22 protein-coding genes are annotated in these 22,660 nt (G+C 73.4%); 11 read left to right on the forward strand and 11 right to left on the reverse strand.

The window, feature by feature from the left end; all coding sequences use genetic code 11:
- Positions 1–22 precede the first annotated feature (22 nt).
- The 4 genes from ACFQZ6_RS15035 to rsmI all read right to left on the reverse strand — a co-directional run bounded on the left by ACFQZ6_RS15035 (position 23) and on the right by rsmI (position 3,792).
- Positions 23–1,339, reverse strand: coding sequence for a ubiquitin-like domain-containing protein (locus tag ACFQZ6_RS15035; RefSeq protein WP_381608737.1), 1,317 nt, complete (start codon positions 1,337–1,339; stop codon positions 23–25).
- 116 nt (positions 1,340–1,455) lie between these two features.
- Positions 1,456–2,328: a TatD family hydrolase gene (locus ACFQZ6_RS15040; protein WP_381608740.1), complete on the reverse strand. Its 873-nt coding sequence runs from the start codon at positions 2,326–2,328 to the stop codon at positions 1,456–1,458.
- Between the two features lie 46 nt (positions 2,329–2,374).
- Positions 2,375–2,695, reverse strand: coding sequence for a hypothetical protein (locus tag ACFQZ6_RS15045; RefSeq protein WP_381608743.1), 321 nt, complete (start codon positions 2,693–2,695; stop codon positions 2,375–2,377).
- A gap of 233 nt (positions 2,696–2,928) precedes the next feature.
- The gene (rsmI, locus tag ACFQZ6_RS15050) at positions 2,929–3,792 is read right to left on the reverse strand and encodes a 16S rRNA (cytidine(1402)-2'-O)-methyltransferase (RefSeq protein ID WP_381608746.1); all 864 of its coding nucleotides are present in this window, start codon (positions 3,790–3,792) and stop codon (positions 2,929–2,931) included.
- 105 nt (positions 3,793–3,897) lie between these two features.
- On the opposite strand from rsmI, the gene ACFQZ6_RS15055 reads away from it, so the two are divergent.
- From ACFQZ6_RS15055 to ACFQZ6_RS15065, 3 genes are all read left to right on the forward strand, one after another.
- Positions 3,898–5,652, forward strand: a complete 1,755-nt coding sequence (locus ACFQZ6_RS15055) for a dolichyl-phosphate-mannose--protein mannosyltransferase (RefSeq protein ID WP_381608749.1) — start codon at positions 3,898–3,900, stop codon at positions 5,650–5,652.
- A 124-nt stretch (positions 5,653–5,776) separates the two neighbouring features.
- A complete protein-coding gene (locus ACFQZ6_RS15060) occupies positions 5,777–7,396 on the forward strand; it encodes a penicillin-binding transpeptidase domain-containing protein (RefSeq protein WP_381608752.1) in 1,620 nt (539 codons plus the stop codon).
- A gap of 131 nt (positions 7,397–7,527) precedes the next feature.
- Positions 7,528–9,225 (forward strand): penicillin-binding transpeptidase domain-containing protein, encoded by a 1,698-nt coding sequence (locus tag ACFQZ6_RS15065; protein WP_381608754.1) that lies wholly within the window; start codon positions 7,528–7,530, stop codon positions 9,223–9,225.
- Here ACFQZ6_RS15065 and ACFQZ6_RS15070 read toward each other — a convergent pair.
- Complete coding sequence (locus ACFQZ6_RS15070) at positions 9,209–9,574, reverse strand: SsgA family sporulation/cell division regulator (RefSeq protein ID WP_381608757.1); 366 nt, start codon at positions 9,572–9,574, stop codon at positions 9,209–9,211. The genes ACFQZ6_RS15065 and ACFQZ6_RS15070 overlap by 17 nt on opposite strands.
- Positions 9,575–9,748: 174 nt before the next feature.
- Between ACFQZ6_RS15070 and ACFQZ6_RS15075 the strand changes: the two genes are divergently transcribed.
- The 7 genes from ACFQZ6_RS15075 (at position 9,749) to ACFQZ6_RS15105 (ending at position 16,588) form a co-directional block, all read left to right on the forward strand.
- Positions 9,749–10,798 carry an energy-coupling factor ABC transporter permease gene (locus tag ACFQZ6_RS15075; protein WP_381608760.1) on the forward strand — a complete coding sequence of 350 codons (1,050 nt, stop codon included), beginning with the start codon at positions 9,749–9,751 and terminating at the stop codon, positions 10,796–10,798.
- A gap of 1 nt (position 10,799) precedes the next feature.
- Positions 10,800–11,561 carry a cobalt ECF transporter T component CbiQ gene (gene cbiQ, locus ACFQZ6_RS15080; RefSeq protein WP_381608763.1) on the forward strand — a complete coding sequence of 254 codons (762 nt, stop codon included), beginning with the start codon at positions 10,800–10,802 and terminating at the stop codon, positions 11,559–11,561.
- On the forward strand, positions 11,549–12,322 hold the full coding sequence (locus ACFQZ6_RS15085) for an energy-coupling factor ABC transporter ATP-binding protein (protein WP_381608766.1): 774 nt from the start codon (positions 11,549–11,551) through the stop codon (positions 12,320–12,322). The genes cbiQ and ACFQZ6_RS15085 overlap by 13 nt, the downstream gene beginning before the upstream one ends.
- An 86-nt stretch (positions 12,323–12,408) precedes the next feature.
- The gene (locus tag ACFQZ6_RS15090) at positions 12,409–13,569 is read left to right on the forward strand and encodes a serine hydrolase domain-containing protein (protein ID WP_381608769.1); all 1,161 of its coding nucleotides are present in this window, start codon (positions 12,409–12,411) and stop codon (positions 13,567–13,569) included.
- Positions 13,570–13,787: 218 nt separating this feature from the next.
- Positions 13,788–14,834 (forward strand): polyprenyl synthetase family protein, encoded by a 1,047-nt coding sequence (locus ACFQZ6_RS15095; RefSeq protein ID WP_381608772.1) that lies wholly within the window; start codon positions 13,788–13,790, stop codon positions 14,832–14,834.
- A gap of 81 nt (positions 14,835–14,915) precedes the next feature.
- Positions 14,916–15,806: an ABC transporter ATP-binding protein gene (locus ACFQZ6_RS15100; RefSeq protein WP_381608775.1), complete on the forward strand. Its 891-nt coding sequence runs from the start codon at positions 14,916–14,918 to the stop codon at positions 15,804–15,806.
- Positions 15,803–16,588 (forward strand): ABC transporter permease, encoded by a 786-nt coding sequence (locus ACFQZ6_RS15105; RefSeq protein WP_381608778.1) that lies wholly within the window; start codon positions 15,803–15,805, stop codon positions 16,586–16,588. The genes ACFQZ6_RS15100 and ACFQZ6_RS15105 overlap by 4 nt, the downstream gene beginning before the upstream one ends.
- Before the next feature lie 47 nt (positions 16,589–16,635).
- Here the strand turns inward: ACFQZ6_RS15105 and ACFQZ6_RS15110 are convergent, their stop codons facing one another.
- On the reverse strand, positions 16,636–16,869 hold the full coding sequence (locus ACFQZ6_RS15110; RefSeq protein ID WP_381608781.1) for a hypothetical protein: 234 nt from the start codon (positions 16,867–16,869) through the stop codon (positions 16,636–16,638).
- 78 nt (positions 16,870–16,947) lie between these two features.
- Here ACFQZ6_RS15110 and ACFQZ6_RS15115 point away from each other — a divergent pair, with 78 nt between their 5' ends.
- A complete protein-coding gene (locus ACFQZ6_RS15115) occupies positions 16,948–17,568 on the forward strand; it encodes a CAP domain-containing protein (protein ID WP_381608783.1) in 621 nt (206 codons plus the stop codon).
- Between the two features lie 19 nt (positions 17,569–17,587).
- Here ACFQZ6_RS15115 and ACFQZ6_RS15120 read toward each other — a convergent pair whose 3' ends face one another.
- From ACFQZ6_RS15120 to ACFQZ6_RS15140, 5 genes are all read right to left on the reverse strand, one after another.
- Positions 17,588–18,664: a terpene synthase family protein gene (locus ACFQZ6_RS15120; RefSeq protein WP_381608786.1), complete on the reverse strand. Its 1,077-nt coding sequence runs from the start codon at positions 18,662–18,664 to the stop codon at positions 17,588–17,590.
- A gap of 185 nt (positions 18,665–18,849) precedes the next feature.
- The gene (locus ACFQZ6_RS15125; RefSeq protein ID WP_381608790.1) at positions 18,850–19,128 is read right to left on the reverse strand and encodes a DUF1876 domain-containing protein; all 279 of its coding nucleotides are present in this window, start codon (positions 19,126–19,128) and stop codon (positions 18,850–18,852) included.
- Positions 19,129–19,198: 70 nt separating this feature from the next.
- Positions 19,199–19,681 (reverse strand): YbaK/EbsC family protein, encoded by a 483-nt coding sequence (locus ACFQZ6_RS15130; RefSeq protein ID WP_381608793.1) that lies wholly within the window; start codon positions 19,679–19,681, stop codon positions 19,199–19,201.
- Between the two features lie 77 nt (positions 19,682–19,758).
- Positions 19,759–20,037 carry a hypothetical protein gene (locus ACFQZ6_RS15135; RefSeq protein ID WP_381608796.1) on the reverse strand — a complete coding sequence of 93 codons (279 nt, stop codon included), beginning with the start codon at positions 20,035–20,037 and terminating at the stop codon, positions 19,759–19,761.
- A 318-nt stretch (positions 20,038–20,355) separates the two neighbouring features.
- Positions 20,356–22,572 (reverse strand): MMPL family transporter, encoded by a 2,217-nt coding sequence (locus tag ACFQZ6_RS15140; protein WP_381608799.1) that lies wholly within the window; start codon positions 22,570–22,572, stop codon positions 20,356–20,358.
- Between the last annotated feature and the right edge of the window lie 88 nt (positions 22,573–22,660).

Below are 22,660 nucleotides of genomic sequence, written 5' to 3' on the forward strand. Positions count from 1 at the left end.
GGCGGGGGGCCGCCGGTGCCGCTCACCCCTGCAACCGGGACCCGCAGTGCGGCCAGGGTGCCGTGCCGCGGCGGACGTAGAGCTTCTTCGCGCGGTAGGTCTGTTCCGCGGCCGGGGCGTCCTGGGGGCGGCCGTGGCCGCCGAGGTCCTGCCAGGTGTGGGTGTCGAACTGGTACAGCCCGCCGTACGTCCCGGAGGCGTCCACCGCGTCCGGCCGCCCGCCCGACTCGCACTCCGCGAGCCCCCGCCAGTTGAGGTGGTCGGCGCCCTCGACGGACGACGGCAGCGGTCGCGTGCCGACCTTGACCACCCGCTCGCGCGGCTCCCGCACCACCTCGGACCTGATCCGCCGGGGCTGCTGTCGGACCCCGTTGACGGTCCTGAGGAGGTAGGTGACGCGTCTCAGGCCGGGCTGCCCCGCCTGCTCCACGATCTCCGTGCCCTCGAACACCATGGGGTCCGGCACCCGGCGTTCCTCGAACGGGATCTCCTCGTCCCGCACCTCCCGCCCCCGGGTGATCCGCAGCACGGTGACGGTCTGCCCGTCGCGCGGGAAGCTCTCCTGCGGCACCGAGGTGGTGTCCTGCCCGCGCAGCGTGACGCCCGCCTCCGCGACGACCTCCCGCACGGTCGCCGCGTTGGTGCGGACGGTGCGGGCCCGCCCGTCGGCCATGACGGTGACCGTGCGCTCGGTGCGGACGTCGAGGGTGAGCCCGGCCCGCCCGATGCGCCGGGCGGTCGGCGTGGAGACGTACGCGCCCTGCGGCCGGACCCCGAACTGGCGCAGCGCCCCCTCGACCGTGCGCGCCGTCGTCCACACCTCGCGCCGCTGTCCGTCGAGGGTGAGCCGCAGGGGGCGCCCGTAGCGCACCTCGACCTCGTCGCCGCTGGCGATCCGCTCGCCGGGCCCGGGGGCGACCACGTCGTGCGCGCCGAGGTCGACGCCCTCGTCGGCGAGGAGTTCGGTGACGTCGTCGGCGAAGGTGTGCAGCCGCCGCGGGTGCCCGTCGACGTTCAGCTCGACCGCCTTGTCCTCGGCGACGAACGCGGTGGTCCCGCCCGCGAGGAACGCCACCACCAGCGCCCGCGGCAGCAGCCGCCGCACCGACCCGTCGGACCCCGCCGCCCGGGAGCGGGCACGGGACCGGGCGCGGGCGCGGGAGCGGGACCGGGCGCCGCGCCGGTGCGAGGACGGCCGCCGCGCGCCGGGCTCGGTACGCGCCTGCTGCGCGGGGACGTACGGCACCGCCAGCCCGTCCCCGTCCGCCTCGACGGGTACGTCATACGTCGTCCCGTACGGCGACGGGGCGTACTGCGTCCCGTACTGCGCATTGCTCATTGCCGACACGCTCCAAGGGCCGGGGGCGTCCAGGGGTCCGGATCGGGGCCAGAACCTAGCGGAGCGTCGGTCACTCTCCAAAGCGACGCGGCTACACGGGGTATGCGAACAGACGGTCAGTAGCTGAACGCGCGGGCCGTGTTCGCGCCGAGCGCCGTCGCCAGCGCGTCCTCGTCGACGCCGCGTACGGCGGCCATCGCGCGCACGGTCACCGGGACCAGGTAGGGCGCGTTGGGCCGCCCCCGGTACGGCGCCGGGGTGAGGAAGGGGGCGTCCGTCTCCACCAGGACCAGCTCCAGCGGCGCCACCGCGAGCGCGTCCCGCAGGTGCTGGGCGTTCTTGAAGGTGACGTTGCCCGCGAAGGACATGTAGTAGCCCGCGCGGGCGCAGGTCTCGGCCATCTCGGCGTCGCCTGAGTAGCAGTGGAAGACGGTCCGCTCGGGGGCGCCCTCCTCCTTCAGCACCCGCAGGACGTCGGTGTGGGCGTCCCGGTCGTGGATGACGAGGGCCTTGCCGTGCCGCTTGGCGATCTCGATGTGGGCACGGAAGGAGCGTTCCTGCGCGTCCTTGCCCTCGGGGCCGGTGCGGAAGTAGTCGAGGCCGGTCTCGCCGACCGCCCTGACCTGCGGGAGCGCGGCCAGCCGGTCGATCTCGGCGAGCGCGTCGTCGAGGGCCGCGTCGCCGCCGGGGGCGCGGGCGCCCTGCCGGGACCAGCCGTCGGGGTCGCCGTGGACGATGCGCGGGGCCTCGTTGGGGTGCAGCGCGACGGCGGCGTGGACGCTGTCGTGCGCCGCGGCGGTGTCGGCCGCCCAGCGGGAGCCGTCGAGGTCGCAGCCGACCTGCACGACGGTGGTGACGCCGACCGAGGCGGCCTTCTCCAGGGCCTCGGCCACCGTGCCGGACTGCATGTCGAGGTGGGTGTGGGAGTCGGCGACCGGGACCGTCAGGGGCGGCGGCAGGGGCGGGGCTTCGGCGTCACGGGAAGGCATGTCCCGATCCTACGAAAAGCGGCGTGGGTGCCCCCGCCGTCCCGTCTCAGCTGGCCCGGCGCTGGAAGGGGTGCAGCAGCCCGGACAGCGGCCAGTGCCGCGGTTCCCGGCGCTGGCCGCCCGCGACGGCCCGCAGCGCCGACGACACCCGGCCCGGCCGCATGATCCGCACCAGGTGTCCGTCGCAGTTGGCGCACACGGGACGGCTCAGCGGCGACGGCACGACGTGCCCCTCGACGACGTACTGCACGAACTCGTGTCCCCGCGCGTCCGTGTGGTGCTCGATGTCATACGCCTGTTCCCAGCCGTGCCCACAGCGCATACAGGCGAAGCTGTACGCCTCGTGCCCGACGGCGATATCGCTCATGGCAGCTCCCGTTTGATCCACTGGAGGACGTTTCGTCCCCCGCCCAGTGGATGCCCAGGCGGCAGCGCCGAGCACGTCAACTACCCACAATTGCCCAGCATTTGGGTGCCTCTTGCCAAAGACCCGGCACCCCTTTGCCGACGCGTGGCACAACGCCGGTCAGGGGCGCGGGGCTGTGACATCATGCGGCTCCGCCGAATGGGCGCGATCAGCCACCCCAAACCCGCACCCGCTCACGGCGAGGACTTGGCAGCCACCACCGCGTCGAAGACAACCCGCTTCGGCACACCCGCCTCCACAGCGACCGCCGCGATCGCCTCCTTCCGCCGCTCCCCCGCCTCCTCCCGCACCCGCACCCGCCGCACCAGCTCCTCCGGCCCGACCTCCTCGGCCCCCTTCTCCGGCGCCCCCTCGACCACCACGGTGATCTCCCCGCGCACCCCCTGCTCCGCCCACGCCGCCAGCTCGGCCAGCGGACCGCGCCGTACCTCCTCGTACGTCTTCGTCAGCTCCCGGCACACGGCCGCCCGCCGCTCCCCGCCGAACACCTCGGCCATCGCGGCGAGGGTGTCGTCGAGCCGGTGGGGGGCCTCGAAGTAGACGAGGGTGCGGCGCTCGGCCGCGACCTCACGCAGCCGGGAGAGCCGCTCGCCCGCCTTCCGGGGCAGGAACCCCTCGAAGCAGAAGCGGTCGACGGGCAGCCCGGACAGGGCGAGCGCGGTGAGCACGGCGGACGGCCCGGGGACGGCGGTGACCCGGATGTCCCGCTCCACCGCGGCGGCGACCAGCCGGTACCCGGGGTCGGACACGGACGGCATCCCGGCGTCGGTGACGAGCAGCACGCGCGCGCCGCCCGCCAGCTCCGCCACCAGCTCGGGCGTGCGGGCGGCCTCGTTGCCCTCGAAGTAGGAGACGACGCGCCCCTTGGGCGTCACCCCGAGGGCCTGGGTCAGTCGGCGCAGCCGCCGGGTGTCCTCGGCGGCGACCACGTCGGCGGCCGTCAGCTCCTCGGCGAGCCGGGGCGGCGCGTCCGCGATGTCACCGATGGGGGTTCCTGCCAGGACGAGGGTTCCGGGGGTTCCAGTCACGTCCCCCATCCTCCCAGCCCCGGCGATGCGCCCGATGCACCCGATAACCGGACGCAACCGGCCCCGTGCCCCCATGCGCGGGACTCGCACAGACGCGTTCCCTACGATGGCGCGGTGACCAGTACCGCGTCCTCCACGGACACCCGTCAGGACCAGGCCCCGCACGAGCGACGGACGCCGTGGCAGCGGCGGCTGCGCCGGTTCGGCTACCAGGGCGGCCCGCACGACGGTGACGTCAGCGACGTCGGTGACCGCCTGGTGCCGCCGTACACGGCGCCCGGTCCGCGGCTGTGGGCGGCGCTCGGGGTGCGGCAGGCGCTGGCCGAGCGGATCACGCGCTGGTCGGGCTGGGGCGGTCCGCTGCTGGTGACGCTGTTCGCGGGGGTGCTGCGGTTCTGGAACCTGGGCAGCCCGAAGGCGGTGATATTCGACGAGACGTACTACGCCAAGGACGCCTGGGCGATCGTCCACCGCGGCTTCGAGGTCAACTGGGACAAGAACGCCAACGACCTGATCCTCTCCTCCGGCGGCGACGTGCCGATCCCGACGGACGCGGCGTACGTCGTGCACCCGCCGGTCGGCAAGTACGTGATCGGGCTCGGGGAACTGGTCTTCGGCTTCGAGCCGTTCGGCTGGCGCTTCATGCCCGCCCTGCTCGGCACCCTCTCCGTGCTGCTCGTCTGCCGGATCGGGCGGCGGCTGTTCCGTTCCACGTTCCTCGGCTGTCTGGCGGGCGCGCTGCTGGCCCTGGACGGGCTGCACTTCGTGATGAGCCGCACCGCGCTGCTGGACAGCGTGCTGATGTTCTTCGTGCTGGCGGCGTTCGGCTGTCTGCTGGTGGACCGGGACCGGGCGCGGGAGAGACTGGCGGCGGAGCTGCCGGTGGACGAGGACGGCATGGTCCGCCCGGACGCGTACGTGGCGGAGACGACCCGGCTGGGCTGGCGGCCGTGGCGCTGGGCGGCGGGCCTGATGCTGGGCCTGGCGGTCGGCACCAAGTGGAACGGCCTGTACGTGCTGGTGGCGTTCTGCGTGCTGACGGTGCTGTGGGACGTCGGGACGCGCCGGGTGGCGGGCGCCCACCGCCCGTACACGGCGGTGCTCAGGCGCGACCTGGGGCTGGCGTTCCTGGCGACGGTCCCCGTCGCGGTCGCCGTCTACCTGCTGTCGTGGCTCGGCTGGATCCTCTCCCCGTCGGACGGCACCGGCGGCTACTACCGCGACTGGGCCACCGCGAACGGCCGCGGCAGCGACTGGAGCTGGCTGTTCCCGGACTGGTGGCTGAGCCTGTGGCACTACGAGCACCAGGTGTACGACTTCCACGTGGGCCTGTCCTCGCCGCACACCTACGAGTCCAACCCGTGGAGCTGGCTGGTCCTGGGCCGCCCGGTGTCGTACTTCTACGAGTCCCCGGCGCCCGGCACGGACGGCTGCCCGGTGGACGCGGGCGAGAAGTGCGCGCGGGAGGTGCTGGCGCTGGGCACGCCGGTGCTGTGGTGGGCGGCGTGCGTCGCGTTGCTGTACGTGGTGTGGCGGTGGCTGTTCCGGCGGGACTGGCGGGCGGGCGCGATCGCCTGCGGTGTGGCGGCGGGCTACCTGCCGTGGTTCCGCTACCAGGAGCGCACGATCTTCTTCTTCTACGCCGATGTCTTCGTGCCGTTCCTCTGTCTGGCGCTGGCGATGCTCGTCGGCGCCCTCCTCGGCCGGCCCGGCGCCCGGGACACCCGCCGGGTCGCGGGGGCGGCGGGCGCGGGTGTGCTGGTGCTGCTGATCGCCTGGAACTTCATCTACTTCCACCCGCTGTACACCGGCACCGCGATCCCGATCGATGACTGGCGTTCACGTATGTGGCTGGATACGTGGGTCTGACCTGGCCCTGAGCCCCTCGGGGGTCTCCGTTCGGACACCATACGAGAACAGACGTAAACAGCCCTCACGTCCCTCCCGCCCCGGCGCTTACAGTCGAGGGTCCGCAATGGGGAGGGGCCAGGGCATGGGGAACGGGGTAAGGGCCGCTGTCATCGGCGGGGTCTTCGCCGTGATGATCGGAGGGGCGGGGTACGGCGCGTACACCTTCGTGTCCGCGCTGAACGACGACGGCGGCACGGCCCAGGCCGAGGTGAAGAGCGGGCCGCCGAGCGCCGACGAGGTCGAGGAGACCACGCGGGAGTTCCTCGCGGCGTGGGCGCAGGGGGACGCCGGGCGGGCGGCCGGGTTCACCGACAACGCCGCCGCGGCCGAGCCGCTGCTGTCGTCCTTCGGGCGGGCCGCGCACATCGAGGACGTGAAGATCACACCGGGGAAGGCGACCGGCACCACCGTGCCCTTCTCGGTGCGGGCGACCGTGTCCTACGAGGGCGCGAGCAAGAAGCTGGCGTACGACAGCGAACTGGGCGTGGTCCGCGGGGAGACCACCGGGCGGGCGCTGGTCGACTGGCAGCCCTCCGTGGTCCACCCGGAGCTGAAGGAGGGCGACCTCCTGGTCACCGGCGAGGCGGCGGACCCGCCGATCGAGGCCGTCGACCGCGACGGCACCGTGCTGACGAAGAAGAAGTACCCCTCCCTCGGCCCGATCCTGGACGAGCTGCGCGCCAAGTACGGCGACACCACCGGCGGCACACCCGGCGTCGAGCTGGCGGTCCGGCACACCACCAGCGGCGCCGCCGACACCCCGCTCCTCACGCTGACCGAGGGCAAGCCGGGCAAGCTGCGCACCACGCTCAGCGCGTCCGTGCAGGCGGCGGCCGAGAAGGCGGTCACGGAGTACGACGAGTCGTCGGTGGTCGCGGTCAAGCCGAGCACCGGCGAGGTCCTCGCGGTCGCCAACCACCGCCAGGACGGCTTCAACGCGGCGTTCCTCGGCAAGCTGGCGCCCGGCTCCACCATGAAGGTCATCAGCGCGGCCATGCTCATCGACACCGGGGTGACCTCGATGAACGGCCCGGCGCCGTGCCCCGACGAGGCGGTGTGGCAGAGCCAGACCTTCCACAACCTCACCGGTATGACCCCGAACGAGAACGCGACGCTCTCGGAGAGCTTCGCCCGCTCCTGCAACACCGCGTTCGTGAAGTACGCCGACGAGGTGGGGGTCGACTCCCTCACCAAGGAGGCCGAGGAGCGCTTCGGGCTCGGCAAGGACAACTGGAAGGTCGGTGTCCCGTCCTTCGACGGCTCCGTCCCGGCGTCCGGCGGGCCCGACACCGCGGCCAACATGATCGGGCAGGGGCAGGTGCAGATGAGCCCGCTGAACATGGCGTCCGTCACGGCCACCGCGATCACGGGCGCCTTCCGGCAGCCGGTGATCGTCCCGCAGGACCTCGACGACCGCCCGCTGGCCCAGGCGCGGGGCCTGGACGCGGCGACGGTGCAGCAGCTGCGGGCGATGATGAACCGCACGGCGACCAGCGGCACCGCCGCCCAGGTGATGGCCCAGGTGCCCGGCGACAAGGGCGCGAAGACCGGGTCCGCCGAGGTCGACGGGCAGGAGGCCGCCAACAGTTGGTTCACCGGCTACCGGGACGACGTCGCCGCCGCCGCGATGAGCCAGGAGGGCGGCCACGGCGGCGACGCGGCGGGCCCGATCGTGGCCGCCGTACTGCGCGCGGGTGGCTGAAACCGGGTGCTGGGCGGGTGACGTCACCCCTGCCGGGGGGCCAGGCGACGGGACTCTAAGGTGATGCCGTCGTTGGGGAAGTAGGTACGGGCAGGTCACGGGGCCGGAAGAGTGCGGAGGAACGGGTAGCTGTGGGCAAGAGAAGGCGCGTCGCCGAGCGGCGGAGCAGGAGGCGGCCCGTCGTCGTCGGCACGGTGGTCGCCGCGGCGGCGGTCGGCGCCGGGATCGGCGCCTGGGCGCTGTTCGGCGGCGGCGAGGGCGAGGCCACCGCGACCGTCGCCGCCACCGAGAAGGCGAAGAAGACGGGCCCGCTCACCGCCCGCGAGGTCACCACCGCCGCCCGGGCGTTCCTCACCGCCTGGCAGCACGGCGAGGCGGCCGAGGCAGCCGCCGCCACCGACGACCCGGAGGCGGCCAGGCCGCTGCTGACCGGGTACGCCAAGGACGCCCGCATCAAGGACGTCACCCTCACCCCCGGCACCCGCGAGGGCGCCCGGCTGCCGTTCGCCGTCAAGGGCACCGTGGTCTTCGACGACCTCAGCAAGCCGCTGGCGTACGACAGCGCGCTGACCGTCGTACGCCGGGAGTCGGACGGCGAGCCGGTCGTCGACTGGTCGCCCGCCGTGCTGCACCCGGAGCTGCGGGACCGCGACCGGCTGGTCACCGGCGAGGCGGGCACCCCGCCGGTCACCGCCCTGGACCGCGAGGGCGGGGAGCTGACCACCGACACCTACCCGTCCCTCGGGCCGGTCCTCGACGGCCTGCGCGAGAAGTACGGCAAGACGGCCGGGGGCAAGGCGGGCGTCGAACTGCGCGTGGTGCGCGGCGAGGCGGCGAAGGACGACGCCACGTCCGACGAGGGCGCCGAGGCCGCCGAACTGGCCGACAAGACGCTCCTCGAACTGCGCGAGGGCACGCCCGGCGAGGTCAAGACGACGCTCAGCCCGTCCCTCCAGAAGGCGGCCGAGGCGCAGGTCGCCGCCCGCGACCGGGCGTCGGTGGTGGTGCTGCGCCCGTCGACGGGCGAGATCCTCGCCGTGGCGAACTCCTCCCCCGGCTTCAACACCGCCTTCCAGGGCTCGCTGGCCCCCGGCTCCACGATGAAGGTGATCAGCGCCTCGCTGCTGCTGGAGAAGGGCCTGGCCTCGGTGAACGGGCCGCACCCGTGCCCGAAGTACTTCACGTACGGCGGCTGGAAGTTCCAGAACGACGACAAGTTCAAGATCGACGGCGGCACCTTCAAGGCCAGCTTCGCCCGCTCCTGCAACACCGCCTTCATCAGCCAGGCGCCGAAGCTGAAGGACGACGACCTGACCAGGCAGGCGCAGCAGGTCTTCGGGCTCGGCCTGGACAACTGGGCGGTCGGCGTGCCCACCTTCGACGGCGCGGTGCCGGTGACGTCGGACGCCCCGATGGGCGCCGCGCTGATCGGGCAGGGCCTGGTCCGGATGAACCCGCTGAACATGGCGTCGGTCTCCGCGACCGTCAAGGCGGGCGTCTTCCACCAGCCGTACCTGGTGGCCCCGTCGGTCGACGACCGCACGCTGGCCACCGCCTCCCGGACGATGTCCGCGGCCACCCTCGCCCAGTTGCGGGAGCTGATGGCGTACACCGCCCACTACGGCACCGCGGCGGAGGCGATGGCGGGCGTCAGCGGTGACGTGGGCGCGAAGACGGGCTCGGCCGAGGTCGACAACCAGAAGAAGCCCAACGGCTGGTTCACCGCCTACCGGGACGACCTGGCCGCCGCCGGTGTGGTGCAGTCGGGCGGGCACGGCGGTGAGACGGCGGGCCCGATCGTGGCGGCGCTGCTCAGGCAGGGCGGCTGACGGGCGTCGCCGCGGCCTGGTAGGTGCGGCCCAGGAAGCGCATCAGGGTCTTGGACTCGAACTGGACGACCGCAACCCCGCCCGCGGAGTGGAACTCCACCACCGCCTGCACCCGCCCGCACGGCCACACCCGCACGCTCCCGCTGCCCGCGGGGGCGCGCAGGCCCTGCTCCAACAGGGACCGGGCGAGGGTCCACTCGTGCGGTCCCGGCAGGCCTATGCGCACCGAGCGGGGGTCGCGGTCGGGGTCGTAGCGCAGGACGACCGGGACGGCCCCCCGCTCGGTCGGCACCTGGTCGTCGGTGTCCGTGACGATCTGGGCTCGCGCGTACTCTTCGACTACGGACATCAGACGGCCCCTTACCATGAGTGACCTATGTGAAAGCCATGAATCCGCTTCCACTCCAATGTCCCACAATCTCCGTTTCATGCCCGCCGAGCAGCAGGAAGAGTTCTCGGCGGGACGTGATAACGACCACCTCGCTCTTGCAACCCGTTCGCATTAAGCCTCTATCATCGAACGGTGCATGTACCTGACGGATTCATCGACGCCCCCACCTCCGCCGCCGCGGGCGTGCTCGCCGCGGGCGCGATCGCGGTGAGCCTGCGCGGCGCGCGCAGGGAACTGGACGAACGCACCGCGCCGCTGGCCGGGCTGGTGGCCGCGTTCATCTTCGCCGTGCAGATGCTGAACTTCCCGGTCGCCGCGGGGACCAGCGGACACCTGCTCGGCGGCGCGCTGGCCGCGATACTCGTCGGCCCCTACACGGGGGTCCTGTGCGTGTCCGTCGTCCTGCTGATGCAGGGCGTGCTGTTCGCGGACGGCGGGCTGACCGCGCTCGGCGTGAACATCACCACCATGGCGCTCGTCACCACCGTCGTCGCCTACGGCCTCTTCCGCGGCCTGGTGAAGGTGCTGCCGCGCACCCGCCGCACCGTCACCGTCGCCTCCTTCGCCGCCGCCCTGCTCTCCGTGCCCGCCGCCGCGCTGGCGTTCACCGCCCTGTACGCGGTCGGCGGCACCACCGACGTCTCGATCGGCAAGGTCGCCACCGCCATGGTCGGCGTGCACGTCCTCATCGGCCTCGGCGAGGCCACCATCACCGCCCTCACGGTCGGCGCGGTCATCGCCGTACGCCCGGACCTGGTGTACGGGGCGCGCGGGCTCACCCAGCGGCTGAAGCTGCGGGTGAACGGCGAACTCGTCGACGCCCCGGCCGCCGAGCCGGTCGCCGCCGCCGCGCGCTCCCCGCGCCGGGTGTGGATCGCCGGTCTGGTGACCTCGCTCGTCCTCGCCGGGTTCGTCAGCTTCTACGCCTCCGCCGACCCGGACGGCCTGGAGAAGGTCGCCGCCGACAACGGCATCGACCAGCGGGCCGAGGACCACGACCTGGCCGACTCCCCGCTCGCCGACTACGGCGTCAAGGACGTCGACGACGCCCGGCTCTCCGGCGGTCTCGCGGGCGTCCTCGGCGTCGGCGTCACGGTCGTCGCGGGCACCGGCGTGTTCTGGGCGGTCCGCAGGCGCCGTACCGCGGACGCCAGCCCCACCAGCCCGACGACGAGCGTCTGACATGGGAGCCGGGCACGCGCACAAGCTCTACCGGCACGGGCACTCCCCCGTGCACGGGCTGCCGCCGCACACCAAGCTGGCCGCCGCGTTCGCCTTCGTGGTCGTCGTGGTGTCCACGCCGCGCGAGGCGGTCTGGGCGTTCGGGCTGTACGCCGTGCTGCTCGCCGGGGTGGCGTGGGCGGCGCGCGTGCCGCCGGGGTTCCTGTTGAAGCGGCTGCTGATCGAGGTGCCGTTCGTGGCGTTCGCGGTGCTGCTGCCGTTCGTGGCGGAGGGCGAGCGCGTGGAGGTGCTCGGCATGTCCCTGAGCGTCAGCGGGCTGTGGGGCGCCTGGAACGTGCTCGCCAAGGGCACCCTCGGCGTCGCCACCTCCGTCCTGCTGGCCGCCACCACCGAACTGCGCGAACTCCTCCTCGGCCTCCAGCGCCTCAGACTCCCGCCGCTGCTGGTGCAGATCGCCTCCTTCATGATCCGCTACGGCGACGTCATCACCGACGAGATGCGGCGGATGCGGATCGCCCGCGAGTCCCGCGGCTTCGAGGCGCGCGGCATCCGGCACTGGGGCGTGCTCGCCAAGTCGGCGGGCGCCCTGTTCATCCGCTCCTACGAACGCGGCGAGCGCGTGCACCTGGCCATGGTGAGCCGGGGGTACGCCGGGTCGATGCCGGTCATCGACGAGGTGACCGCCTCGCGCGCCCAGTGGTCGTACGCCTTCGCCCTGCCCGTCGCCGCCCTCGTCGTATGTCTGCTGGGATGGACCCTGTGACCGCACCCGTACCGCCCCCGTCCCTTGAGGTCTGCGGCCTCGCCTTCGCCTACCCGGACGGCCACCAGGCCCTGTTCGGCGTGGACTTCCGCATCGAGCGCGGTGAGCGGGTCGCGCTGCTCGGTCCGAACGGCGCCGGGAAGACCACGCTCGTGCTGCACCTCAACGGCATCCTCGGCGGCGGCGCCGGATCGGTGACGGTGGCCGGACTGCCGGTCGGCAGGCGGCACATGGCCGCCATCCGGCAGAAGGTCGGCATCGTCTTCCAGGACCCCGACGACCAGCTCTTCATGCCGACCGTGCGCGAGGACGTCGCCTTCGGCCCCGCGGCGGCCGGGCTGAAGGGCGCCGAGCTGCACGCGCGCGTGGAGGCCGCCCTTGAACGGGTCGGCATGGCGGAGTTCATGGACCGGCCCCCGCACCACCTGTCCTTCGGGCAGCGGCGCCGGGTGGCGGTGGCGACCGTGCTGGCGATGGAGCCGGAGATCCTCGTCCTGGACGAGCCGTCCTCCAACCTCGACCCGGCCTCCCGCCGTGAACTCGCGGACATCCTGCGCTCGCTGGACGTGACGGTCCTGATGGTCACCCACGACCTGCCGTACGCCCTCGAACTGTGCCCGCGCTCCCTGGTGCTGAGCGACGGCGTCATCGCCGCCGACGGCCCCACGGGCACCCTGCTCTCCGACGACGCCCTGATGCGGGCGCACCGCCTGGAGCTGCCCTTCGGGTTCGACCCGCGGTCGGTGACGGCGGGGGCGTGACCCCGAGGAATCGAAGGCCCGGCGCCCGTGTTCCACTCACTGTCGCAGGCGGCATCGAGACAGTGTCGAGAGAGTGGAGTACGGACGTGGACGTGCACGGCACCGTGGCCGACGGCTTCGAGCCGGTCAGGGAAGCGTTCGCACGCAACTTCCAGGCGCTCGGTGAGCGCGGCGCCGCCGTCGCCGTCTACCGGGACGGGCACCGCGTCGTCGACCTGTGGGGCGGCGTCAAGGACGTCGACGGCTCCGCGCCCTGGGAGCGCGGCACCGCGCAGATCGTGCGCTCCGCGACCAAGGGCGTCGCCGCCGCCGTCCTCCTGCTGCTGCACCAGCGCGGCGCACTGGACCTGGACGCGCCGGTCGGTGAGTGGTGGCCGGAGTTCAAGGCGGCGGGCAAGGAGCGCACGCTCGTCCGGCACCTGCTCGGGCACCGCGCCGGGGTGCCGGTCCTGGACCGTCCGCTGACCCCGGCCGAGGCCGCCGACCCGGACCTGGGCGCGGCGGCGGTCGCCGCGCAGGCACCGGTGTGGGAGCCGGGCACGGACCACGGCTACCACGCCCAGACGTACAGCTGGCTGACCGGCGAGCTGGCGCGCCGGGTCACCGGGCGGCCGATCGGTGCCTGGATCGCCGACGAGATCGCCGCCCCGGTCGGCGCCGACCTGTGGCTCGGGCTGCCCGCCGCGGTGGCGTCCCGCGCGGGCCGGGTGGGGCCGACCGAGCCGCCCGCCGCGTCCGGCGCGCTGAGGACCCGGCCCAAGCGTGCCGTCGCCGACGCCTACGCCGACCCCGCCTCCCTCACCAGCCGCGCCTTCGCCGCGATCACGCCGCTGCCCGACGAGAACGACCCCGGCTACCGCGCCGCCGGCCTGGCCGCCTCGGGCGGCATCGCCACCGCCGACGGGCTCGCCCGCTTCTACGCCGCCCTCATCGGGGAGGTGGACGGCGGCACCCGGCTGTTCACGCCGGAGACGGCGGCCCTGGCGCGGGGCGAGGAGTCGGCGGGCCCGGACCGGGTGCTCGTCGTCGGCACCCGCTTCGGCCTCGGCTACATGCTGCACGGCGCCGCCTCGCCGCTGCTGTCCCCGGCCTCCTTCGGACACCCGGGCCGCGGCGGCGCCCTCGGCTTCGCCGACCCGGAGGCGGGTGTCGCCTTCGGCTATGTCACCAACGGCTTTCGCGCCAGCGTGACGGCGGACCAGCGGGCGCAGGCGCTGGTGCGGGCGGTGCGCGCGGCCCTCGGGTAACGTTCGCGGGCGCGACGCGGCAGCCGCCGCCCGCCTTCCGATTGTCGGCTGGACGCACGGTAGTAGGGCTGCGCCGCCCCGGTGATCATTTGGCGGTCATTGCCCCTCAGGCGGTGCCGCGGCTTCGCGCCGCCGAACGCGAACCGGTTGACTGGCGGGGCCCCTGCGCGCGGTCGTTCGCCGCCGCGTCGCCCGTTTGCAGTCGTGAGGAGCAGCGCATGTTGCAGCAGGTCACCGACTCGGCCCCGACCGGGGCGTTCCCGCGTCTTGACTGGGTCGACGAACTGCTGGTGCCCGCCCTGCGGACGGCGGTGGCCGCGCTCCCGGCCGCCGAGCGGCGGGTGGCGGAGTACCACCGCGGCTGGTGCGAGGCCGACGGCACCCCCAGCGAGAGTGGCCGGGGCACCGGCAAGTCCGTGCGGCCCGCGCTGACCCTGCTGTCCGCGGTGGCGGTCGGCGGCACCGCGCACGCCGCGGTGCCCGGCGCGGTGGCCGTGGAACTCGTTCACGACTTCACCCTGCTGCACGACGACGTCATCGACGGCGACGCGCTGCGCCGCCACCGCCCCGCCGCCTGGTCCGTGTTCGGCGTCCCGGCCGCCGTGCTCACCGGCGACGCCCTGCTGGTCGCGGCGGTGCGGGAGGCCGCGCAGGCGCCCGGGGAGCACGGCACGGCGGCCGTCCGCGAGGTCGTCGACGCGCTGCTGGAACTCGTCGCGGGCCAGAGCAGCGACGTCGTCTTCGAGGACGCGTCCGAGGTGACGGTGGCGCAGTACCTGACCATGGCCGCGGGCAAGACGGGCGCGCTGATGGGCTGTGCCTGCGCGCTGGGCGGCGTGCTCGCCGGGGCCGCCGACGCACAGGTGCGGGGACTCAGGGAGTTCGGGCGGCGGCTCGGAGTGGCCTTCCAGTGCGCCGACGACGTCCTCGGCATCTGGGGGCGCACCGCCCGCAGCGGCAAGCCGGTCGGCGCCGACCTGGCCGCCCGCAAGAAGTCCCTGCCGGTGGTGGCCGCCCTGGAGCGAGACGGCGCGACGTCCCGGCGGCTGCGCGCCCTGTACGCCGCCCCGGAGCCGCTGACCGAGCGGGACGTGGAACTCGCCCGCCGTCTGGTGGAGGAGGCGGGCGGACGGCAGGCCGCGGAGGACGAGGCCCGCCACCAGGTCGCCGACGCGCTGCGGTCGCTGTCGTGCGCGCAGCCCACCGCGGAGGCGTACCGGCAGCTCCAGGAGATCGCCTGGGCGATGACCCGGCGGGAGTCCTGAGCGGCGGCTCCGACCGCTTGGTCTTCGTCGGGCAGTAGGGCAGTAGGGCAGTGGGGCGACACGGTGGAACACGGTGGAACAGTGCGGCAGAGCGATCCCGGGGCCACGGCACCCCCTGACGGCCTCCCGGCCGTGGCCGCCTACGGCCTGACGGTGGCGCGGGGCGGCAACGAGGTCCTGCGCGGCCTCAGCTTCGTCGTGCCGCGCGGCTGCATCGTGGGGGTGCTGGGACCGAGCGGCTGCGGCAAGACCACGCTGCTGCGCTCGGTCGTCGGCGTCCAGCAGCCCACCTCCGGCCACGTCCAGGTGCTGGGCCACCCGGCGGGCGCCACCCCGCTGCGCACCCGCGTGGGCTACGTCACCCAGGCGCCGTCCGTGTACGCGGACCTGACGGTGCTGGAGAACCTGCGCTACTTCGCCGCCGCCCTCGGGATGCGCGGCTGGCGGCGGGAGGACGCCGTGGTGCGGGTGGTGAAGGAGGTCGACCTGGCGTCGTACGCGGACAAGCTGGTCGCCCGGCTCTCCGGGGGGCAGTACTCGCGGGTGTCGCTGGCGGTGGCGCTGCTGAACCGGCCCGACCTGCTGGTGATGGACGAGCCCACGGTGGGCCTCGACCCGATGGTGCGCCGGGAGCTGTGGGCGGTGTTCGGGCGGCTGGCCGACGAGGGCACGACGCTGCTGGTGTCCAGCCACGTCATGGACGAGGCCGACCGCTGCGACCGGCTGCTGCTGATGCGCTCGGGGCGGCTGCTGGCCAGCGCCGACCGGGACACCCTGCTCGGGCACACCGGGTGCGTCGACGTGGAAGAGGCGTTCATGCGGCTGGTGGAGACGGCGACGGCGGCCGAGGCGCGCGCCGCCCAGCGCCGGGCCGCGCCGCCCGACCCGCTGCCCGGTCTGCCGGGCCTGGTCGACCAGGCCGCCGCGCCCGCCGCGGAGCGGTCGTTCTTCGCCGTGGACGTGCCCTCGTGAGCGCCGCGGGACAGCCCGCCGTGGGCGCCGCCGGGCTCGTGGCGCGGCTGCCGTTCTCGCCCACCATCACCGGCGCGACCGCGGTCCGGGTGCTCCAGCAGATCTCCCGCGACAAGGGCTCCACCGCGCTGCTGCTCGGCATCCCGTGCATGTTGATGGTGCTGCTGAAGCTGATGTTCCATGACGCGGAGGCGACCTTCGAACGGGTCGGGCCGCAGGTCTTCGGGATCTTCCCGGTGATCGTGATGTACCTGGTGGCGTCCGTCTCCACGCTGCGGGAGCGCACCACCGGCACCGCGGAGCGGCTGCTGACGATGCCGGTGCGGCGCCTGGACATCGTCCTCGGCTACAGCGTCGCCTTCGCCTTCCTCGCGCTGCTCCAGGCGGTGCTGTCGACGCTGCTGTCCGTGGGCCCGCTGGGCCTGGACATCAAGGGGCCCGCGTATCTGCTGATGGTCATCGCCATGCTGGGCGCGCTGCTGGGGCTCGCCCTGGGGCTGCTGGTGAGCGCCTTCGCCCGCAACGAGTTCCAGGCGGTGCAGTTCCTGCCCGCCGGGGTGCTGCCGCAGTTCCTGGTGTGCGGGCTGTTCGTGCCCCGGGAGGAGATGCACGGGGTGCTGTCGGGCGCGGCGAAGGTGATGCCGATGACGTACGCCGTGCGGGCCGCGGGCGAGGCCGCCACGCACACCGGCGTGACCGGGCTGTTCGTGCGGGACGCGCTGCTGATCCTGGGCTGTGTGGTGCTGGTGCTGGTGGCGAGCGCGGCCACCCTGAAGCGCTGAGGGCCGCCCGGGGGCGGCCCTCAGTTCAGCGTCTCGGCGGCACGGGCTCAGCGCATACCCCAGGAGAAGCCGCCGGAGACCGACCCGTGGCGCGGGAACTCGAACGGGCCGAAGTGCAGCGGCCGGTCGTGACCGCCGCCGTGGAAGCCGCCGTCGGGGCCCGGGTTCACGGCCACCGGGGCGGTCGCCGGGCGGGCGCTGGCGGCGGTGGCGCCGAGGCCCGCGGTCAGGGCGACCGCGGCGACGGCGACCACGGCGGAACGGCGGAACAGCGAGGACATGGGGAACCTCCGGAAGGAATTATCGACGGAAACGCAACCCCACCCTAGCCATTCACCACGACGAACGGAAAACAGGAAATGCCGCATTACCCGAAGGGGCGGGAAAAGAATGGAAAGACGACGGGAGGAAAAAGAGCAGGGGTTGTTCTCGCCGCGATTGCATGGGCCCTATTCCCGGCCCCGGCGGGGGCGGTCGGCGACCCGTTTCCGCCTCCGCCCCCGCCCCCGCGCTACGAGGTCCCGCCGTGGCCGCTGCCGGACGAGCCGGGCCCGCCGCCCCCGCCGTCCCGGCCGTCCCCACCTTCCAAGGCCCGGCCCACCGCGGACGGTGTCCTCACCGCCGTCAACCACCACCGCGAGCGCGCCGGTTGCGCCCCGGTGCGCCCGCACGCCGCGCTCCGCCGGGCCGCGCAGGCGCACAGCGACTACCTGGCCCGGAGCGGGCGGCTCACCCACACCGGCGCGGACGGCAGCAGTCCCGCCGACCGGATGCGGGCCGCCGGGTTCCGACCCCGGCACAGCGCCGAGAACCTCACCGCCGGACAGCGCGGCGCCGACGCGGCGGTGGGCGCCTGGCTGGACAGTCCCGCCCACCGCAAAATCCTGCTGACCTGCCACTACACCCACGCGGGCGTCGGAGTGGCGGCGGGCGCGGGCGGCCCCTGGTGGACGCTGGACCTGGCGTCGCCCACCCGCTGACCGCCGACGCACCGCGGGGTCAGCCGAGGTCCCGGTCCCACCACCAGGCGATGCCGGGCGCGCCCTCGACCGGTCCCGGCCGGGTGTCGGACGGCTCCTCGGCGTAGGTCAGCTCGCTCAGCTCCATCACGTCGGGCCAGTGCCCGCGGCTCAGGTAGCGGGGGACGCGCAGCCCCCACTCGTTGTTGCCGCGCATCCCGTAGCGCAGCCCCTGCAGATAGCAGCGCAGGTCGGCGCTGGCGGTGGGGCGGACCTGGTCGTACAGGTCGAGGAACCGCAGCAGGACGCGGTCGCGCAGGCCGGTCGCCAGGTGGACGGCGTCCTGGAGCGGTACGGAGTGCTCGGCCATCAGCACGGTGTGGATGTTCTGGTCGGCGTGGCCGGGGGCCAGCTCCTTGACCAGGGAGTGCCGGTCGTTGTCGAGGGCGGCGACCATGATCGCCATCTCGGTCAGCGCCCGCACGGCCGGGCGGTGCATCTCCCGGTCGGGGACTTCCAGGCCGTTGGCCAGCTCCAGCAGGGCGTACGTCGGCTCGCCGCCGCTGGACAGCAGCCGCATGGCGAGGTAGTCGTCGAGGCCGGGCATGACCCCGGCCGACTGGTTGCCGATCTGCCAGGCGACCCCCGCCAGCCACGCCCGCTGGGCGTGCCCGAACCGGTCGACCTGGGTGGGCCCGGCGAAGGACCGGAACCGCCGGGCGATGTCCTGGTTGGCGATGACGTACGGGTCGTCGCTGACCGCCGACGGCGCGTCGTAGGCGCGCTGCACCCGGCAGGCGAGCGCGTTGAACTGGGCGGGACGGCCGCTGAGCGGGCCGGTGTCGCAGCGGGCGTCGTCGAAGCCGAAGCCCCAGTAGACCCACAGGGCCGTCGCGAGCAGCCGGTCGTCGTCCTCGGCGTGCGGCGCGAACCAGGCCATGAAGTGGGCGCTGTGCGTGGCGACGACCCACGCCGCCTCCCGCTCGCTGCCGCACATGCCGATGCCGTGGATCCACTCCTCGGCCCGCCGCTCGACGCTCCGGACGCGCGGGTGCAGGGCGGTTTCCAGCGGACAGAAAATCGGCGGCAATTCCACCTCGGACACCTGATGTCCCATACGGCACGCACCTTCCGGAATACGGCGGGAATGAACACGGGAAGGAAACGATCATGGACATCCGGGCGGCCCGAACTCGATAAGCCATGCCCCACTCGGTACCGGTGTCAGTCAAAAGAGTCGGCACGGCCGCCGGAATTAACCCATCCGTCGGACCGTGCCGCTCATTTCGCCCGCTGTTACGCCTATACGTGAATCGGGTGCGACGTACGCCCGGATGCCGCGTCGATCTCGTCGTGCGCCTTGGTGAGGAGCCGCATCGCGAGTTCGTTGAGGGCGCGGGCCCCGGCGATCTCCTCGCCGACCCGGGGCTGATTCGCGTCCGTCTGGTGCCTGGAGGCACCACCGTGGGCCCGTACCTCGGACCCGTCCGGCAGCCGCACCAGCGCCGCCGCCCGCGTGTGCTGGTCGTCCTCCTGGAACTCCAGCTCCACGTGCCATCCCACTGTGGTGTGCATCGTCATGACGGTCACCTCCGGAATACCTGCTTCCAGGGTGCCCCTCGCACCGGGGGGACGCACCTACGCGGTACGGCTACTGCTCCCGCACGTCCACCAGGGTGCCGCCCGCGTGCGCGATCAGCTCCTTGGGTTCCATCGGGAACACCGCGTACGGGGTGCCCGCCGCCGCCCAGACCACGTCGTGGGCGAGCAGGGAGCAGTCGGCGAGGACGCGGGTGCGGGTGCGGTGGCCGAAGGGCGGGACGCCGCCGATGGCGTAGCCGGTGGACTCGCGCACGACGTCGGCCTGGGCGCGTGTCACCCGCTCGACGCCCAGTTCGGCCCGGACCCGCTCCACGTCCACCCGGGAGGCGCCGTCCATGAGCACCAGGACGGGCACCCCGTCGGCGGCGAAGATCAGTGACTTGCAGATCTGACTCAGCTCGCAGCCGATCGCGGCGGCGGCCTCGGCCGCGGTGCGCGTCGCCTCCGGGAAGCTCCGGACGCGCGCGCCCACCTCCCCGAGCCCCAACTCGTCGAGCGCCGCGGCGAAACGGGGACTGATTCCATTCGTCATGCCGGGCACGCTAGCGGCGCCCGCCCGGCACCCGCGACCGCTTATCGCGGACGCGGGTGCCGCCGCGGTCCGTACGGTCAGCGGTTGGTCCACAGGTGCCAGAACAGGCGGCCCTCGGCGCACTGGTACTGATCCCAGTGGCCGCGCTCGACGCCCTGGCGGCCCGCTTTGTCGCAGTCGGCCCAGCCGAGGTACCGGCCCCGGTAGACGTCGAGCCCCGCCGCGCCCCGCTCCTGAACGGGGGCCGCCTGGACGGAGGTGACGGGGGCGGCGGCGACGGGCGTGGCCGCGGCCACCCCGAGCGCGGAGACGGAGGCGGCGACCAGGGCGAGCAGGGCGGTGCGTACACGAGTCATGACGAGGTCCCTTCGATGCGAGAGAGGAGGCGGAGCGGAGGCCATCGGGCCGGACGACCCCTGGCACACAGAGACACCGATCACTCACTTTGAGTGACGTCCGATCCGCTGCGCCGAGTCTGCGCGGCCCGCCAGGCCCCCCGCAATCGGCTCCCGCCCGCTTCCCTCAGGTCGGGACACCCACCCCGCTGACCTGCGGGGACGGCACGATCCCGGGATCCCGCCGGGACGGGTCGGGCGCCCGGCATGGAGGAAGCCGGTGAGGGCGCCCCGTCCCCACGGAACCCTCACCGGCTGGTCTCGCTCAGAAGCGGTACGTCAGGCGCGTACCAGCTCCTTGTCGTCGTCGCGGTCGGCCTCCGCGGCGGCGTGGGCGCGCAGGCCCTCGCCCTCGACGTCCACGTTGGGCAGGACACGGTCCAGCCACTTCGGCAGCCACCAGGCGCGGCGGCCGAGCAGCGCGAGGACGGCCGGGACGATCGCCATGCGGACGATGAACGCGTCGAAGAAGACCGCGATCGCCAGCCCGAAGCCGATCATCTTGACCATGGACTCGCTGGAGCCGATGAAGCCGGAGAACACGGCGATCATGATGACCGCGGCGGCTGTCACGACCCGGGCGCCGTGCTTGAAGCCGGTCACCACCGCCTGCGTGGGCTTCTCCCCGTGGACGTACGCCTCCCGCATCCGGGTCACGAGGAACACCTCGTAGTCCATGGCCAGGCCGAAGACCACGCCGATCATGAAGATCGGCATCATCGACATGACCGGGCCGGTCTCCTCCACGCCCATCAGGCCGGACAGCCAGCCCCACTGGAAGACCGCGACCACCGCGCCCAGCGCCGCCATGACGCTGAGGAGGAAGCCGAGCGCCGCCTTCAGCGGGACGAGGATCGACCGGAAGACCACGATCAGCAGCAGGAACGCCAGGCCGACGACCAGGATCAGATACGGCACCAGCGCGTCGTTCAGCTTCTCGGAGACGTCGATGTTCATCGCCGTCGCGCCGGTGACCAGCACCTCCGCGCCGGTGTCGGCCCTGACGTCGGTCCCGGTGTCGCGGATGGCGTGCACCAGGTCCTCGGTGGTGACCGACGACGGCTTGGAGTCGGGGATCACGGTGATCGTCGCGGTGTCGCCCGCCTCGTTGGGCGCGGGCGGCATCGCCGTCACGACCCCGTCGAGGTCGCCGACCTGCTTGGCCACGTCGTCGAAGACGCCCTGCGCGTCGTCGCTGCCGTCGGCGTCGACGACGACCATCAGCGGACCGTTGAACCCGGGACCGAACCCTTCGGAGAGCAGGTCGTAGGCGCGGCGCTGGGTGGTGGACGTCGGCTGGGAGCCGTCGTCACCCAGCCCCAGTTCCAGGGACGACACCGGGACGGCCGCGGCGCCCAGGCCGAGCACGCCGAGCAGCAGGACGGCGACCGGGCGCCGTACGACGAAGCTGGCCCAGCGGGTGCCCATGTTGGCGCGGCCCGGCCGCTTCGGGGTGCGCCCGCCGCCCAGCAGCTTGCTCTTCTCCCCGGCGGGACGGACCTTGCGGCCCGCGAAGCCGAGCAGCGCGGGGATCATGGTGAGGGCGATCAGTACGGCGATGGCGACGGTGCCCGCGGCGGCGACGCCCATCTTCGTCAGCATCGGGATGTTGACGACGGAGAGGCCGACCAGCGCGATCACCACGGTGAGGCCCGCGAAGACCACCGCGGAGCCCGCGGTGCCGACGGCCCGTCCGGCGGCCTCCTCCCGCTCCCGGCCCTCGGCGAGTTCGGCCCGGTACCGTGAGACGATGAACAGCGCGTAGTCGATGCCGACCGCGAGGCCGATCATCGTGGCCAGCGTGGAGGTGGTGGAGCCCAGGTCGAGGGTGCTGGCCAGCGCGGTGATCGAGGCGACGCCGATGCCGACGCCGATGATCGCGGTGAGCAGCGGCAGCCCGGCCGCGAGCAGCGAGCCGAAGGTGATGACGAGGACGACCGCGGCGACCGCGATGCCGATGATCTCGCCGGTGCCGGTCTCCGGCACGGCCTGCAGGGCGTCACCGCCTATCTCGACGGTCAGCCCGCTCTCCCGGGCGTCCTCGGCGGCCTGCTCCAGGGCGTCCTTGGTGGACTCCTTCAGCTCCATGCCGGAGACCTCGTACCGCACCTGCGCGTAGGCGATCGTGCCGTCCTCGCTGACGGCGTCCGCCTTGAACGGGTCGGCGACGGAGACGACCTCGGAGCCGCCGGACAGCTCCTTGACCGTGTCCTTGACGGTGGCCTCGTGCTCCGCGTCGGTCATCTTCTCGCCCGCGGGCGCCTTGAAGACGACGCGGGCGGTGGCGCCGTCGGCGCTCATCCCGGGGAACCGCTCCTCCAGCAGGTCGAAGGCCCTCTGGGCCTCGGTGCCCGGGATGGAGAAGGAGGTGGACCCGGGGGTGGGGGCGCTCGCCGCGCCGACGCCCGCGAGCGTCAGCAGCGCCACCCAGATCAGGGCGACGAAATGCCGTCGCCGGAAGGCGAGCCGGCCGAGTTTGTAGAGGAACGTGGCCACGAGGGCGTACTCCCGGTCAGGTCGTGGGATGTTTCGGGGCAGGGGTGACCAGCGCGGTGGGGAGCGCGGCTGATCGGCCCGACGACGT

The organism is Streptomyces flavalbus, from assembly GCF_042674625.1.
GTDB classification, from domain to species: Bacteria; Actinomycetota; Actinomycetes; order Streptomycetales; family Streptomycetaceae; genus Streptomyces; species Streptomyces flavalbus.

Bases quoted from the DNA above. Each gene is read 5' to 3' on its own strand.
- ACFQZ6_RS15045 (WP_381608743.1), bottom strand. From the start codon at position 2,695: ATGAGCGATATCGCCGTCGGGCACGAGGCGTACAGCTTCGCCTGTATG.
- ACFQZ6_RS15115 (WP_381608783.1), top strand. From the start codon at position 16,948: ATGCCGCATTACCCGAAGGGGCGGGAAAAGAATGGAAAGACGACGGGA.
- ACFQZ6_RS15070 (WP_381608757.1), bottom strand. From the start codon at position 9,574: ATGTCCGTAGTCGAAGAGTACGCGCGAGCCCAGATCGTCACGGACACC.
- cbiQ (WP_381608763.1), top strand. From the start codon at position 10,800: ATGGGAGCCGGGCACGCGCACAAGCTCTACCGGCACGGGCACTCCCCC.
- ACFQZ6_RS15085 (WP_381608766.1), top strand. From the start codon at position 11,549: ATGGACCCTGTGACCGCACCCGTACCGCCCCCGTCCCTTGAGGTCTGC.
- ACFQZ6_RS15060 (WP_381608752.1), top strand. From the start codon at position 5,777: ATGGGGAACGGGGTAAGGGCCGCTGTCATCGGCGGGGTCTTCGCCGTG.
- ACFQZ6_RS15095 (WP_381608772.1), top strand. From the start codon at position 13,788: ATGTTGCAGCAGGTCACCGACTCGGCCCCGACCGGGGCGTTCCCGCGT.
- ACFQZ6_RS15125 (WP_381608790.1), bottom strand. From the start codon at position 19,128: ATGACGATGCACACCACAGTGGGATGGCACGTGGAGCTGGAGTTCCAG.
- ACFQZ6_RS15120 (WP_381608786.1), bottom strand. From the start codon at position 18,664: ATGGGACATCAGGTGTCCGAGGTGGAATTGCCGCCGATTTTCTGTCCG.
- ACFQZ6_RS15110 (WP_381608781.1), bottom strand. From the start codon at position 16,869: ATGTCCTCGCTGTTCCGCCGTTCCGCCGTGGTCGCCGTCGCCGCGGTC.
- ACFQZ6_RS15035 (WP_381608737.1), bottom strand. From the start codon at position 1,339: ATGAGCAATGCGCAGTACGGGACGCAGTACGCCCCGTCGCCGTACGGG.
- rsmI (WP_381608746.1), bottom strand. From the start codon at position 3,792: ATGGGGGACGTGACTGGAACCCCCGGAACCCTCGTCCTGGCAGGAACC.
- ACFQZ6_RS15130 (WP_381608793.1), bottom strand. From the start codon at position 19,681: ATGACGAATGGAATCAGTCCCCGTTTCGCCGCGGCGCTCGACGAGTTG.
- ACFQZ6_RS15040 (WP_381608740.1), bottom strand. From the start codon at position 2,328: ATGCCTTCCCGTGACGCCGAAGCCCCGCCCCTGCCGCCGCCCCTGACG.
- ACFQZ6_RS15135 (WP_381608796.1), bottom strand. From the start codon at position 20,037: ATGACTCGTGTACGCACCGCCCTGCTCGCCCTGGTCGCCGCCTCCGTC.